Source organism: Nitrobacter sp. TKz-YC01 (assembly GCF_047824785.1).
Lineage (GTDB): Bacteria > Pseudomonadota > Alphaproteobacteria > Rhizobiales > Xanthobacteraceae > Nitrobacter.
The window spans coordinates 1272586-1285899 of record NZ_CP181167.1 but is presented as its reverse complement, the minus strand read 5'-3'; the positions used below and the strand labels follow the sequence as shown (position 1 = coordinate 1285899).

Genomic DNA, 13314 nt, shown 5'->3' with positions numbered 1-13314 from the left:
ATGCGCCATGAATGCTGTTCTCGAAACAATCGCCGCCCGCTGCGAGGTTTCTTCCTTCGCGATCCGCACCGAGCGTCCTTCCGACGTCGCCGCGCGCGAAGCCTTGCTCGATGCGAGCTTCGGCGCCGGCCGCCTTGCGCGGACCTGCCAGCGGCTGCGTGACGGACGGAAACCGGCCGAAGGGCTGGCGTTGACCACGATTGCCAAACGCAAGCTGATCGGAACGGTGAGGCTGTGGCACGTCAGCGCCGGGGGCGTGCCTGCGCTGGCGCTCGGCCCTCTCGCGGTGGCAGCGTCCCATCGCAGCCTCGGCGTCGGCGCCGCATTGATGAAACGCGCGCTTGAGCTTGCGCAGGCACACGGCCATGGCGCGGTGATCCTGCTCGGCGATGCGCCGTACTACGCGCGCTTCGGCTTCTCGGCGCTGAAAACCGCCGACCTTCTCCTGCCCGGCCCGTTCGAACGCGACCGGCTGCTGGCGGTTGAGCTGCGCGAGGCCGCGCTTGAAGGCGCCTCCGGCCTGATCGTGCCGACGGGCGCTCGGGTATCGAGAGCACGGCGGCATCACGCCCGGGAAGTCGCGCGGCCGATGCCGCGCGCGGCCTGAACGCAGCCGAGGCGGAAGATGCTGGTCTTGAGAGCGGACGCGGCAGGCCCGGGATCCTGTTCCAATTGCTGGAACATTGACTTCCGCGCGGGCCGACCTACCTTCAGATGATGATGTCGAATGCTCGCAATAGCCGTTTGTTGCTGCGCGCCGGTCACCTCAAAGCAGGATGGTGACCCGGACGGACGTGCGTCTGTACCGTCCGGGATTTATCAAGTTCGACCTCAATCCCAACTGACCATTGTTCTCTGGCACATCGCGCGACGCCTTGTCATCGCGGGTTGTGCCGCCCTCGCCGGTGCTCGCTCCATCCACGGACGATCGCTCGCCAGGGCTAACCCGCGGTGAAAGACATGCTCGACAACCTGAAGAAGACACATCTCCCGGCCATCGCCATCAGCGCGCACGATCTCGACCGCTTGCGGCACCTCGCCGAGGCTGCGATAGAAAAGTATCCGGCGACGGCCGAATTTCTCGCCCGGGAAATAGACCGCGCCGAAATCATTCCCGCCGATAGCTCCATCCTTGACGATACCAGGGGCCAGCGGCGGAAAGTCAATCTCGTGACGATGCAGTCCGAGGTGACGTTCATCGACGACATCAGCGGCCAGAGGCGGAAAGTCACTTTGGTTTATCCGGAAGAAGCCGATGTCGATGCCGGCAAGATCTCGATTCTCTCTCCCATCGGCGCGGCGCTTATCGGCCTGTCCGCGGGGCAGAGCATCGAGTTTCAAACTCCCTCCGGCGGATGGCGTTCACTGAGCGTGATCGCTGTCTGGTCGTACTGGCCGAGGCCGGAGCGTAAATAGCAGCTAGAGCGGGATGAGGAAAAGTGTGTAGCGGTTTTCCGCCCGCATCCCGCTCTAAAATATTGAAATCGATCACGTTCAAGATTTTGGATCGATTCGGTCCAAAATCATCGTGCTCTAGGCGCCTGTCTCCACCCCATGGAGACAGGCACGCTGCGTTATGAAAATCAGGCGATCAACGCTCACCCCATCATCGGCTTGAAACGAGGCGATACCCTCCCGATCAAAACCCGCCATGAGTTGCGGTATCGATATGCAATCGACGATGCCGCGCTGCAAACCAAAACATCCCCCGGCGTCGCTTGCGCGCTCGCGCTTGATCATATCGTATGACGCATGACCGATGAGTGAGGCGCGAGAGCGCCTCATAGCACCTTCACGCAACGCGAGCCCCGGTTCGCGTCAACAAGACCCGCCGACACAAGATCGTCACTTCTTATCCTTTCAAAACAAGCGCTACGGATCTTGATTTCATCGGCGTTTTATCGTTCAGGGATAGTCAGCGGTTGCTTGTCCGAGCTGTAATTCCCCGACAATTTTGGAGATACATGATGTCGTCGAATGCTTCATCCGTGCACGCACGCATCACCGGGCCGATCGTCATGATCGGATTCGGTTCGATCGGAAAAGGCACCCTTCCGCTGATCGAGAAGCATTTCGAATTCGATAAAGCGCGCTTCGTCATTATCGATCCTCATGCGGACGACACGCTGGCAAAACAACACGGCGTCAAATTCATCAAGCAAGCCATCACCCGCGACAACTATCGTGACGTCCTCGTTCCGCTGCTGACGGAAGGCGGCGGCCAGGGCTTCTGCGTCAATCTCTCGGTCGATACCGGCTCGGTCGATCTCATGACCATGTGCCGCGAGATCGGATCGCTGTACATCGACACCGTGGTCGAGCCGTGGCTCGGGTTTTATTTCGACAAGAGCGCCGGCCCCGAGAAGCGCTCCAACTATGCGCTGCGCGAAACGTTGCTTGCGGCCAAGCGGAAGAGCGAAGGCGGCACCACCGCGGTTTCCACCTGCGGCGCCAACCCCGGCATGGTCTCCTGGTTTGTGAAGCAGGCGCTGCTCGACATCGCGCGCGATACCGGCACCGAGTTCAACGAACCAAAGAGCCGCGAGGGCTGGGCCCAGCTCGCGCACAAGCTCGGCGTCAAGGGCATCCACATCGCCGAACGCGACACCCAGCGCGCGAGGACGCCGAAGCCGATGAACGTGTTCGTCAACACCTGGTCGGTGGAAGGATTCGTTTCGGAAGGCCTGCAACCTTCCGAACTCGGCTGGGGCACTCACGAAAAGTGGATGCCGGAAAACGGCCGCAAGCACGATGCCGGATGTCAGGCCGCGATCTACCTGCTGCAACCGGGAGCCAATACCCGCGTACGCACATGGTGCCCGACGCCGGGAGCGCAGTACGGCTTTCTGGTCACGCACAACGAAGCGATCTCGATTGCCGACTACCTCACCGTTCGCGATGGCCAGAGCGTGATCTATCGTCCGACCTGCCACTACGCCTACCATCCCGCCAACGACGCCGTGCTGTCGCTGCACGAGATGTTCGGCGCGGAAGGCAAGGCGCAGCCGAAGTTTCACATCCTGGAGGAAACCGAAATCGTCGACGGAATCGACGAACTCGGCGTACTGCTCTACGGCCACGGCAAGAACGCCTATTGGTACGGCTCGCAACTTTCAATCGAGGAAACCCGCCGCGTTGCGCCGTATCAGAACGCCACCGGCCTGCAGGTGTCGTCCGCGGTGCTGGCCGGCATGGTCTGGGCGCTGGAAAATCCCGAAGCCGGCATCGTCGAGGCCGACGAATTGGACTTCCGTCGCTGTCTGGAGATCCAGCGTCCCTATCTCGGTCCCGTGAAGGGCTATTACACCGACTGGACGCCGCTGGCCGATCGCCCCGGACTGTTTCCGGAAGACATCGATACATCCGATCCGTGGCAATTCAGGAACGTTCTCGTTCGCTGATCGCTACAAACCTCATGCAGGCAGGACGGGTGGTGCCCTGCTCTTAATTTCCCTTGATCGGCGGTGCGACTTTCTCTGCCGGCGCGGGCGGCAGCGCCGGTTCAGGGTTTGCGTGCCCCACATCATCGGCATCCGGGCGCGCAGGTTCTGGTGCGGGCGTCGTTGGACGGGTCCCGCCCGGCTTTGATTCGGCTGGCCCGTTCTCCTTGCCAGCGGGCACAGGGAGGGTTTGCGGCGAGGACGCCTGCGCGATCACGACTTCTCTATGTGCAAACGACAGGGAGACACCGGACACGATCATACCGATAGTAACGATCAGCACGATCGCCAGGAGCGTACCTGCATCGTTTTCCCTTCTCGTACCGCCGTCGCGTTTGCTCGCCGCCATGGAGGCCCCCGTCGTTAATCTTCAAAAAGACCAACAACTCGCCGCGAGCAAAGTTCCTTCTCAAGACCCCCGAGGGCCGGACTCGGCTTTCCAGCGAAGGAAGCAGGTCTTCCGGCTTGACCGAGGATGGCGTCCGCCTCGCGTGAAGACAACGCGACCAAACAACATCATAGAACCCCGCTTCTGATTCTATCAGAAGCGGAAAGGCTCTAGAGATCGACCAGTCCCGCCTCGCCGTTCTGCAGGGCAAACGCCAGCATCGAGCCTTTCGCATTCCACGCCAGCGCAGCGACAGACGCTTCGCCCTCACGGCGAACCACCACCTTGGCGCCGTTGGTAAGCCTCACCATCAAGATGGTGCCGTTCTCATAACCGGCCGCAAGGAAATCCTGGGTCGGATGGCAAGCGACCGCGGTGACGCGAGCCTGCAAAGGCGCCAGCATCGTCGGCTCCTTGTCCATCGGGCCGTCCTTGCTGGCGAACGGCCACACCACAACCCGGTCCGCGCCGGAGGTCGCCAGCAGTTTTCCGCCCATGCCCCACGACAGGGATTTCACGCGGCTGGGATAGCCGGTCATTTGCATATGTTGTACGTCGGCCAGCCGCCAGCCGTGCAGCGCCGGCTCGTGCATGGAGGTGATGAGAAACCTGCCGTCGGGACTGAATGTGACGCCAAGATGCGAGCCGGCCCATTCCAGCCGCTCCGGCGCAGCCGTCATGTTCGGAAACCACAGCGACACGCCGTTGTAGTGCGCCAGCGCGAGCCGCATGCCCTTCGGCGCGAACGCGAGTCCGCCAACGCTCGACGGAGCGTCGATCGACTTTTCTTCACCCTTGATCCCGCGCACGTATGCGGTCTTGCCGGCGGACCATGCGAGCGTGCCATCGGGATGGACCGCGATATTGTCGATCCAGCGGCGTTTCGCATCGGTCACAAGAACCGAACTTTCGCCTTTCATGTCGAGCGCGACGACCTTGCCGTCGTCGCCGCCGGTGACGATCCGCTTGCCGTCGGAAACCGACGACAGGATCGCACCGCCATGGACGGTCACCGCGGCCTTTTCGCCATCGCCGGAAACCAGCGTGATGGTTTCCTCGTCGCCGACGAATGCGGCGCGATCGCCGATAAAGTACAGGGCTGCCACCGGCGAGCCGATGGTCACGGGACGCACGCGCTCGCCGATCGAGGCCATGGCGTGCTGCTTGGGGGCGTTGTCTTTCATCACGCGGCGATGCAGTTCTGGAAGCCTTCGCGGATCAGGGCTTCCGGCAATTCGCGGCCAATGAAGACGAGACGGCTTTCCCGCTTCTCGTCCGGCTTCCATTCACGCTGGCGGCTGCCCTCCAGCATCATGTGAACGCCCTGAAAGACGTAGCGATCGTCCTCGCCGCTGAATTCCATGACACCTTTCGAGCGCAGAATCTTCTGTCCCTCCGCCGCCAGAAGCTCCTGCAGCCACGGCATGAACTTGTCCTGATCAAGCGGCTTGTCCGAACGCAGCGACAGCGACTGCATCTCCTCATCGTGATAATGCTTCGGACCATGGCCATGATCATGGTCGTGATGATCGTGACCATGATGGTCGTGGTCGTGGTGATCATGATCGTGGTGGTCGTGGCCGTCGTTCTCGAGGAAATCAGGCTCGATCTCGAGGATGCGGTCGAGATCGAACGCGCCGCGCTCCAGAACATCCGAGAGCGCCACCTGGCAGCGCTCGGTCCGATGCAGTTTGGCATAGGGATTGATACCGCGAATCCGCGCTTCCACCTCGGCCAGTTCCGGCTGCGACACCAGATCGGTCTTGTTGAGGACGATCACGTCGGCGAAGGCGATCTGGTTCTTCGCCTCGGGCGCATCCTTCAGCCGTTCGCTCAGCCACTTGGCGTCGGCCACCGTCACCACCGCATCGAGGCGCGCATTATTCTGCACGTCCTCGTCGACGAAGAACGTCTGCGCCACCGGCGCCGGATCGGCAAGGCCCGTGGTCTCCACGATGATGGCGTCGAACTTGCCTTTGCGCTTCATCAGTCCTTCGAGAATACGCACCAGGTCGCCGCGCACCGTGCAGCAGACGCAGCCGTTGTTCATTTCGAACACTTCCTCGTCGGCGCCGATGATCAGGTCGTTGTCGATGCCTACCTCGCCGAATTCGTTGACGATCACGGCATACTTCTTGCCGTGATTTTCCGACAGGATGCGGTTCAGAAGCGTGGTCTTGCCGGCGCCGAGATAGCCTGTCAGCACGGTTACGGGAATCTTCGTCGAGGCGGAGGCGTTTACATCAGACATCAATGAACTCGGAGCTGTTTTGCTCTCCCCGCGGAGAGAATGAGGGGTCAATAGCACATGCGGCGTTCGGCGACCACAGGAGCCGCCTCGCGATCCTTCCTGCGGGAAAGGCAGAAGGCGCGACTATTCCGCCAGCGCGCTCGTCAATGCCTTTATATTATGCCGGACCATGGCAATGTAAGTGGGGGCGTCACCCTTTTCATCGCTCAAACTGTCGGAATAGAGCGTTCCCCCGATCCGGGCCCCGGCCTCGGTGGCGATCTGGCGGATCAGCCGCGGATCTCCGAGATCTTCCAGGAACACGGCCGGGATTTTCGCGGTCCTGATCTGCGTGATTGTGGCGGCGATATCGCGCGCGCTCGCCTCGCTGTCGGTCGATACCCCCTGCGGAGCGATGAAAGCGATGCCATAGGCCGCCTCGAAATAGCCGAAGGCATCATGGGTCGAGATCACCTTGCGACGTTCCGGTGGAATCCGGGCCACGCCCTCGCGAACCTCCCGGTCCAGCGCGTCCAGTTTCGCCAGATAATCGGCGGCGTTGCCGCGATAGACCGCCTCGCCCGCGGGATCGGCCGCGATCAGCGCGTCTCGAATATTGGCGACGTATATTTTGGCATTGGCGACCGACTGCCAGGCATGAGGATCCGCCGAACCGTCACCGTGCAGCGTTTCACCAGCCTCGGCCCCGCGCAATGGCACGCCTGTAGCCGCAACGACGATCACCGCATTGCCGCCCGAGGCCTGCACCAGCCGCGGCAGCCAGCCTTCGAGGCCGAGGCCGTTGACAATGACCAGCCTCGCGGCCGCGACCTTCCTGGCGTCGGCCGGCGCCGGCGTGAACACATGCGCATCGCCATCCGTTCCGACCAGCGTCGTGACGTCGGTTCGCGCGCCTCCGACGGCCCGCGCGAAATCGCCAAGAATCGAAAAACTCGCGACCACGACGATCCGCTCATCACCGCGGTCACCGGCGGTTGCCTGGGCGCGGGCGGGCGCAAGCGCCGCCAGCACGATCGCGATCACCCACATTGCGAGGCCATACCGCGCCATGATCACCCTCACGCTTCGAGATGGGGCGCGGGGAAAAACCGCCGGACAATCCCGCCGGCGCGCCCGAACAGCACAGACAGGACATAGAATACCGACGCGACCAGGATGATCGCCGGTCCGGAAGGCACCTTGCTGTGAAACGACAGCACCAGTCCGGCATAACCGGACAAAAGCGCGCTGACCACGGCGATCATCATCATGCCGGTGATGTCGCGCGACCAGAATCGCGCGATGCCCGCGGGCAGGATCATCAGCCCGACCGCCAGCAAGGTGCCCATCGCATGGAAGCCGTTGACGAGGTTCACGACGACCAATCCGAGGAACGCCAGGTGCGCCGGCGCACCGGCGCGGCTCACCGTGCGCAGAAACAGGGGATCGACGCATTCGAACACCAGCGGGCGGTAGATCACCGCGAGCACCACGAGGGTCACGGTGGCGTTGATGGCGATGACCATCAGTGTCTGGTTGTCCATCGCGAGGATGTTGCCGAACAGCACATGAAGCAGATCGATGTTGGTGCCCTTGACCGACACGATGGTGACGCCCAGCGCCAGCGATGCGAGGTAGAAGGTCGCCAGCGACGAATCCTCTTTCAGTTCGGTGACGCGCGACACCACCCCGGCCAGAATCGCCACCGCGAATCCCGCGACCAGCCCGCCGACGGTCATCGCGAACAGATTGAGGCCCGACAGCAGGAAGCCGACCGCCGCTCCCGGCAGGATCGCATGCGCCATCGCATCGCCGACAAGACTCATCCCCCTCAACATCAGGAACACGCCGATCGGCGCGGCCCCCAGCGCAAGAGCAGCAGCAGCAGCCAGCGCACGGCGCATGAACTCGAAATCGGCGAAGGGAGCGACCAGCGTGTCGTAGACCATGATGCCTCAGGCCACGCGCGGCGGAACACGGACCGCGCAGGCGGCAGCGCCATCGTCGAAAGCTTCGCACATCTGCCGGGCTCGCGACAGGTTGGCGGCCGTCAGCACCTGCCCGGTCGGACCCCATGCCACCGCGCCGCGCGCAAGCAGCAGCGTCTCCGGAAAATTCGCGCGTACCATTTCCATGTCGTGCAGCGCCGCCAGCACCGTGCGCTTCTCCTCATGCCAACGCCGCACCAGAGCGAGCAAATCGTCCGAGGTCCTGGCGTCAATGGCGTTGAACGGCTCGTCCAGGACGATCACGCCGGCATCCTGCAACAGCACGCGGGCGAACAGCATGCGCTGCATCTGTCCGCCGGACAACGTGCCGATGGGACGGTTTTCGAATCCGTTCAGGCCGACAGCCGCGAGAGCCTCCACGATCCGCCGACATTCGCGCCTGCCGAGCCGGCCGAACGCACCGGTGGTTCGCCACAACCCGGAGCCGGTGAAATCAAACACCGAAATCGGAAAGCTGCGATCGATCTCTGCGCTCTGTGGCAAATAAGCGATGTCGCGAACGTCGAGGCCGCCGAGGGCAATCGATCCGGCCAGTGGTTTCAGGATGCCTGTGATGCCGCGAAACAGCGTCGATTTGCCCGCGCCGTTCGGCCCGACCACCGCCAGCAGCGCGCCGGACGCGATCTCCCCGCTCAGGTGATGCACGGCCGGATGCCGCTCATAGCCCAGCGTGACATCACGAAATTGCAGTTGCGCTACCATCCCGCGATTGTCAGCAATACGGCGGCCCAAAGCACGACGCAGACCGCAAGCGCCGTTCCCGCTCGTGCAGCCAGCGCCATCCGCAGGATCGACCATGGCACCGCCTGGGCCGGATGCGGCGAGGACAGCGTATGGGTGTGTCCGTGCGAATGTCCATCGTCGTGAGCTTGATCCTGGACGTGAGAGTGAGAATGCAGCACCTGAGACGCTTTCCGGACTCGGACTTTCAAGATCGTTATATTATAACATCACAGCTGTCCAGTGAACAAACCGCCGGCCAGCTTGACTAATGACCCGCGCGCAAAAAAGGCGGCACCGACGTGCCGCCTTCTCGAATCTTTACCGGCTTCGGCCCGCCCGATCAGGCGACCTTGGCGTACAGTTGATCCACGTAATCCCAGTTCACGAGATGATCGAGGAACGCCTTGAGATAGTCCGGACGGCGGTTGCGGTAGTCGATGTAATAGGAGTGCTCCCAGACGTCGCAGCCAAGAATGGGGGTCGCGTTGTGAATCAGCGGGTTTTCGGCGTTCGGCGTCTTGGATACTTCCAGCTTTCCGTTCTTCACCTGAAGCCATGCCCAGCCCGAACCGAACTGTCCGGCGCCGGCCGCGGCGAAATCAGCTTTGAATTTCTCTAGGCTGCCGAAATCCTCGATGATCTTCTTCTCGAGACGGCCGGGAAGCTTGTCGCCGCCGCCGTTGGGCTTCATCCAGTTCCAGAAATGCAGGTGATTATAGTGCTGGCCGGCGTTGTTGAACACGCCCACGGACGCGCTCTTGCCGTACGAGCTTCTCACGATATCCTCGAGCGACTTGCCCTCGAACTCGGTCCCCTTGATCGCGTTATTGCCGTTGGTCACGTAAGCCTGATGGTGCTTATCATGATGATATTCCAAGGTTTCCTTGGACATATGGGGCGCGAGCGCGTCATGGGAGTATGGCAGGTTCGGAAGCGTAAGGGTCATGGGTTGTTTGTCCGAATTGTTGGGAGATTGTAAGGGGGCCCGGCGAAACCCGGTCAGGGGTTTCCGTCGCCAGTACGACACCAGCCGTTACATACCATAACTTGAGAGGGGTCAACGTCAGGCATGCCGCTGTTGCAGACTTCCCATTCATAAGACGCACGGCTCGTTGCCACCATGCCTTGCTGCCGCTGAATCCCCATGTCTCTCCCCACATAACCGGGCTCGCCGCACATATCATGTTGCACGACCCGGTTTTTTTGTTATGCACCCTGGAGCCTTTGCGCTTCTGATTGAATCAGAAGCGGGGCTCCATGATTTTGTTTTGACGCGTTTTCTTCACGCGAACAGGTCACCATCCTCGGGTCAAGCCCGAGGACATGCTTCGCTTGAAAACGCTATAGAGCGGGATGAGGAAAAGTGTGTAGCGGTTTTCCGCCCACATCCCGCTCTAAAATATTGGGAATCGATCACGATGGTTTTGGATCAGTTCGATCCAAAACCATCGTGATCTGGGGGCTCTGGGAGGTGGTTGTCATGCTCGTGCGATCCGGATTTGCTGTTGCAGTTCTTGCCGCCATGTTATCCGTCGCCGACGCACAGACAGCGGCCGACCCCACCGGCATCTGGCTGACACAAGCGGGTGACGCCAAGGTTCGCGTCAGCAGATGCGGCGGCAGCAGCCTTTGCGGCGTCATCGTCTGGTTGCGCAACCCGACTGATCCCGCCACGGGAAGACCTGCCGTCGACGATAAAAATCACAACCCGGCGCTATCCAGACGACCGATGATCGGACTGCCGCTGTTCCGGGGCATGTCGCAAACCGGTCCCAACAAATGGTCGGGCTCGATCTACAATGCCGATGACGGCAATACCTATGCCAGCAACGTCTCCGTCGCGGGCCCCGGCGCGCTCCGCGTGGAAGGCTGCGTGGGCGCGCTGTGCAGCGGAGAGGTCTGGACACGCTCTCGCCGCTGAAGAACAAGCGCCGATCCTTCGTCTTCACAGCCTCGCAGCGCGCAGCCGCAACGCGTTGCCGACGACGCTTACCGATGACAGCGCCATGGCGGCCGCGGCCACGATCGGGGATAGCAGCAGGCCAAAGACCGGATAGAGCACCCCGGCCGCGATCGGAATGCCGGCGGCGTTGTACATAAAAGCGAAGAACAGGTTCTGCCGGATATTGCGCATGGTCGCCTCGGAAAGGCGGCGCGCGCGAACCAGGCCCATCAAATCTCCGCCCAGCAGCGTCACGCCTGCGCTCTCCATGGCGACATCCGTTCCGGTGCCCATGGCGATGCCGACATCGGCGGTGGCCAGCGCCGGCGCATCGTTGATGCCGTCTCCCGCCATGGCCACGACGCGCCCCTCATTCTGAAGCCGGGTGACAACGGCGCTCTTCTGCTCGGGAAGAACATCAGCCTCGACATCGGCAATGCCGAGCTGCCTACCGATCGCGTTGGCGGTGGTGCGGTTGTCGCCGGTCAGCATGATGACCTTGATGCCCTCGCCTGCCAGCGCTTTCAGGGCCGCGGGCGTTGAGGCTTTCACGGGATCGGCGATCGCGAGCAGACCGGCCAGCCTGCCGTCAATTGCAACGTTGACGACGGTGGCCCCGTCATTGCGCAGGTCTTCGGCTAATGCCGCCATGCCGTGAACGGCGACGTTCCGGGATTGAAGAAACGCGGCCGATCCGACCAGTACGGTTTTTCCATCGACCTTTCCGATCACGCCCTTTCCGGCGGGAGCATCGAACTCCTGCACCTCGCCCAACGGCAGATCGCGCTCCCTTGCCGCAGCTACGATGGCGTCCGCCAGCGGATGCTCGCTGGATCGCTCGACGCTCGCGGCAAGGCGCAGCAGGTCGTCTTTCCGGGCACCTTCCGCAGCCTCGATGGCGACAACCCTGGGCTTGCCCTCGGTCAGGGTGCCGGTCTTGTCGACCACCAGCGTGTCGACCTTCTCCATGCGCTCGAGTGCCTCGGCATTCTTGATGAGGACACCGGCCTGCGCGCCGCGTCCGACGCCCACCATGATCGACATCGGCGTGGCGAGCCCGAGCGCGCACGGACAGGCGATGATCAGCACGCTCACCGCGGCGACCAGACCAAACGCCAGACGTGGCGCGGGGCCGACGAAGGACCAGACCGCGAACGCCACGACGGCCACGGCGATGACGGCGGGCACGAACCAGCCAGCCACCCGATCAGCCAGACGCTGGATCGGAGCGCGGGACCGCTGCGCCTGCGCCACCATCTGCACGATCCGCGACAACAGCGTATCGCGTCCGATCTGCTCGGCCCGCATGATGAAACTGCCGGACCGGTTGATGGTGCCGGCGATCACTTTTGAGCCCGCTTCCCGGGCAACCGGCATGGATTCACCGGTCACCATGGATTCATCGAGCGAGGAGCGTCCCTCGACGATCAGGCCGTCCACCGCCACCTTCTCCCCGGGACGAACCCGGAGCCGGTCGCCGACAGCCACCTCGTCGAGCGCCACGTCGTGGTCCGCGCCTTGCTCATCGACCCGGCGCGCGGTCTTCGGCGCAAGATCAAGCAGCGCCTTGATGGCGCCGGACGTGGCCTCGCGCGCGCGCAACTCAAGCACCTGCCCGAGCAGCACCAGGATCGTGATCACAGCCGCCGCCTCGAAATAGACCGCGACAGCGCCATCAGCCCCGCGAAAGGCGGGCGGAAAAATCGCAGGCGTCATGGTGGCGGCAAGGCTGTAGAGATAAGCCACGCCGGTGCCCATCGCGATCAGCGTGAACATGTTGAGATTGCGCGTCGTCAGCGATTGCCAGCCGCGCACGAAGAACGGCCAGCCGGCCCAGATCACCACCGGCGTCGCGAATGCGAACTGAATCCAGTTCGACAGCGTTTGGTCGATCCAGCTGTGCACCCCTGCGATATGCGCGCCCATGTCCAACACGATCACAGGCAGCGCGAGGATCAATCCGATCCAGAACCGGCGCGACATATCCGTAAGTTCAGGGTTGGACGCGTCGTTCAGCGACACAAGCTCCGGCTCCAGCGCCATCCCGCAGACCGGACAGGCGCCAGGGCCGACCTGGCGGACCTCCGGATCCATCGGGCAAATGTAGATCGTGCCTTCCGGCACATCCGCCGGCGGCGCTCTGGACTTGTCGAGATAGGACTGCGGCGTCGCGGCGAACTTGGTCCGGCAGCCGGCGCAGCAGAAGTGATACGTCGTACCCTGATAATCGAAGCGATGCTTGCTGGTCCGCGGATCAACCGTCATGCCGCAGACCGGATCGACAACCTTTCCATCGGTCATCGCATCGGCATGACCATGGTGCTGGTCGTGATGTCCGTGCGCGCGAGATTCATCCGCGTCGCGGGAGTGCGTATCATGGGCATGCGTATCATGGACATGCGTCGTCGCGGACTGCCCGCCGCAGCAGTTCGACTCAGGCGATGCAGCGGCGGGTGATGCAGCCTGCTTTTCCCCGGAGCAGCCGCAGCCGTTCCCGCTTTTGGATTCTGGTCGCCCTGCTGTGTTCATCCGGACCTCCGCAATCCCCTTGCAGTTCATACCCCCTAGGGGTATATATCCGG

At 62.5% G+C, this 13314-nt stretch carries 13 protein-coding genes; 4 read left to right on the top strand and 9 right to left on the bottom strand.

Annotated features, from left to right (window positions below; genetic code table 11):
* Window positions 1-7: 7 nt before the first annotated feature.
* The 3 genes from ACMYR2_RS06115 to ACMYR2_RS06105 all read left to right on the top strand — a co-directional run bounded on the left by ACMYR2_RS06115 (window position 8) and on the right by ACMYR2_RS06105 (window position 3401).
* On the top strand, window positions 8-607 hold the full coding sequence (locus tag ACMYR2_RS06115) for an N-acetyltransferase (protein WP_347262699.1): 600 nt from the start codon (window positions 8-10) through the stop codon (window positions 605-607).
* A gap of 353 nt (window positions 608-960) precedes the next feature.
* Window positions 961-1416 carry a nucleoside diphosphate kinase regulator gene (gene rnk, locus ACMYR2_RS06110; RefSeq protein WP_347262726.1) on the top strand — a complete coding sequence of 152 codons (456 nt, stop codon included), beginning with the start codon at window positions 961-963 and terminating at the stop codon, window positions 1414-1416.
* A 548-nt stretch (window positions 1417-1964) separates the two neighbouring features.
* Window positions 1965-3401, top strand: a complete 1437-nt coding sequence (locus ACMYR2_RS06105; protein ID WP_347262697.1) for a homospermidine synthase — start codon at window positions 1965-1967, stop codon at window positions 3399-3401.
* Window positions 3402-3444: 43 nt separating this feature from the next.
* On the opposite strand, the gene ACMYR2_RS06100 is transcribed toward ACMYR2_RS06105, so the two are convergent.
* The 8 genes from ACMYR2_RS06100 to ACMYR2_RS06065 all read right to left on the bottom strand — a co-directional run bounded on the left by ACMYR2_RS06100 (window position 3445) and on the right by ACMYR2_RS06065 (window position 9736).
* Window positions 3445-3789, bottom strand: a complete 345-nt coding sequence (locus ACMYR2_RS06100) for a hypothetical protein (RefSeq protein ID WP_347262696.1) — start codon at window positions 3787-3789, stop codon at window positions 3445-3447.
* 209 nt (window positions 3790-3998) lie between these two features.
* Window positions 3999-5012: a WD40 repeat domain-containing protein gene (locus tag ACMYR2_RS06095; RefSeq protein WP_416193863.1), complete on the bottom strand. Its 1014-nt coding sequence runs from the start codon at window positions 5010-5012 to the stop codon at window positions 3999-4001.
* Window positions 5012-6079 (bottom strand): GTP-binding protein, encoded by a 1068-nt coding sequence (locus ACMYR2_RS06090; RefSeq protein WP_347262694.1) that lies wholly within the window; start codon window positions 6077-6079, stop codon window positions 5012-5014. The genes ACMYR2_RS06095 and ACMYR2_RS06090 overlap by 1 nt, the downstream gene beginning before the upstream one ends.
* A 123-nt stretch (window positions 6080-6202) precedes the next feature.
* Window positions 6203-7129 (bottom strand): metal ABC transporter substrate-binding protein, encoded by a 927-nt coding sequence (locus ACMYR2_RS06085; protein WP_347262693.1) that lies wholly within the window; start codon window positions 7127-7129, stop codon window positions 6203-6205.
* A gap of 8 nt (window positions 7130-7137) precedes the next feature.
* Window positions 7138-8007, bottom strand: a complete 870-nt coding sequence (locus ACMYR2_RS06080; protein WP_347262692.1) for a metal ABC transporter permease — start codon at window positions 8005-8007, stop codon at window positions 7138-7140.
* Between the two features lie 6 nt (window positions 8008-8013).
* Entirely contained in the window at window positions 8014-8769 is a 756-nt protein-coding gene (locus ACMYR2_RS06075) for an ABC transporter ATP-binding protein (RefSeq protein ID WP_347262691.1), read from the bottom strand.
* Complete coding sequence (locus ACMYR2_RS06070; protein WP_347262690.1) at window positions 8763-8969, bottom strand: hypothetical protein; 207 nt, start codon at window positions 8967-8969, stop codon at window positions 8763-8765. Before ACMYR2_RS06070 ends, ACMYR2_RS06075 begins: the two co-directional genes overlap by 7 nt.
* Before the next feature lie 161 nt (window positions 8970-9130).
* The gene (locus ACMYR2_RS06065; RefSeq protein WP_347262689.1) at window positions 9131-9736 is read right to left on the bottom strand and encodes a superoxide dismutase; all 606 of its coding nucleotides are present in this window, start codon (window positions 9734-9736) and stop codon (window positions 9131-9133) included.
* A gap of 534 nt (window positions 9737-10270) precedes the next feature.
* Between ACMYR2_RS06065 and ACMYR2_RS06060 the strand changes: the two genes are divergently transcribed.
* Entirely contained in the window at window positions 10271-10711 is a 441-nt protein-coding gene (locus ACMYR2_RS06060) for a DUF2147 domain-containing protein (protein WP_347262688.1), read from the top strand.
* A gap of 24 nt (window positions 10712-10735) precedes the next feature.
* On the opposite strand, the gene ACMYR2_RS06055 is transcribed toward ACMYR2_RS06060, so the two are convergent.
* On the bottom strand, window positions 10736-13261 hold the full coding sequence (locus tag ACMYR2_RS06055) for a heavy metal translocating P-type ATPase (RefSeq protein ID WP_347262687.1): 2526 nt from the start codon (window positions 13259-13261) through the stop codon (window positions 10736-10738).
* Window positions 13262-13314: the final 53 nt, after the last annotated feature.

Excerpts from the sequence above, each read along its gene's own strand:
- ACMYR2_RS06115 (WP_347262699.1), top strand. The coding sequence starts at position 8 with ATGAATGCTGTTCTCGAAACAATCGCCGCCCGCTGCGAGGTTTCTTCC.
- rnk (WP_347262726.1), top strand. The coding sequence starts at position 961 with ATGCTCGACAACCTGAAGAAGACACATCTCCCGGCCATCGCCATCAGC.
- ACMYR2_RS06105 (WP_347262697.1), top strand. The coding sequence starts at position 1,965 with ATGATGTCGTCGAATGCTTCATCCGTGCACGCACGCATCACCGGGCCG.
- ACMYR2_RS06100 (WP_347262696.1), bottom strand. The coding sequence starts at position 3,789 with ATGGCGGCGAGCAAACGCGACGGCGGTACGAGAAGGGAAAACGATGCA.
- ACMYR2_RS06095 (WP_416193863.1), bottom strand. The coding sequence starts at position 5,012 with ATGAAAGACAACGCCCCCAAGCAGCACGCCATGGCCTCGATCGGCGAG.
- ACMYR2_RS06090 (WP_347262694.1), bottom strand. The coding sequence starts at position 6,079 with ATGTCTGATGTAAACGCCTCCGCCTCGACGAAGATTCCCGTAACCGTG.
- ACMYR2_RS06085 (WP_347262693.1), bottom strand. The coding sequence starts at position 7,129 with ATGGCGCGGTATGGCCTCGCAATGTGGGTGATCGCGATCGTGCTGGCG.
- ACMYR2_RS06080 (WP_347262692.1), bottom strand. The coding sequence starts at position 8,007 with ATGGTCTACGACACGCTGGTCGCTCCCTTCGCCGATTTCGAGTTCATG.
- ACMYR2_RS06075 (WP_347262691.1), bottom strand. The coding sequence starts at position 8,769 with ATGGTAGCGCAACTGCAATTTCGTGATGTCACGCTGGGCTATGAGCGG.
- ACMYR2_RS06065 (WP_347262689.1), bottom strand. The coding sequence starts at position 9,736 with ATGACCCTTACGCTTCCGAACCTGCCATACTCCCATGACGCGCTCGCG.
- ACMYR2_RS06060 (WP_347262688.1), top strand. The coding sequence starts at position 10,271 with ATGCTCGTGCGATCCGGATTTGCTGTTGCAGTTCTTGCCGCCATGTTA.
- ACMYR2_RS06055 (WP_347262687.1), bottom strand. The coding sequence starts at position 13,261 with ATGAACACAGCAGGGCGACCAGAATCCAAAAGCGGGAACGGCTGCGGC.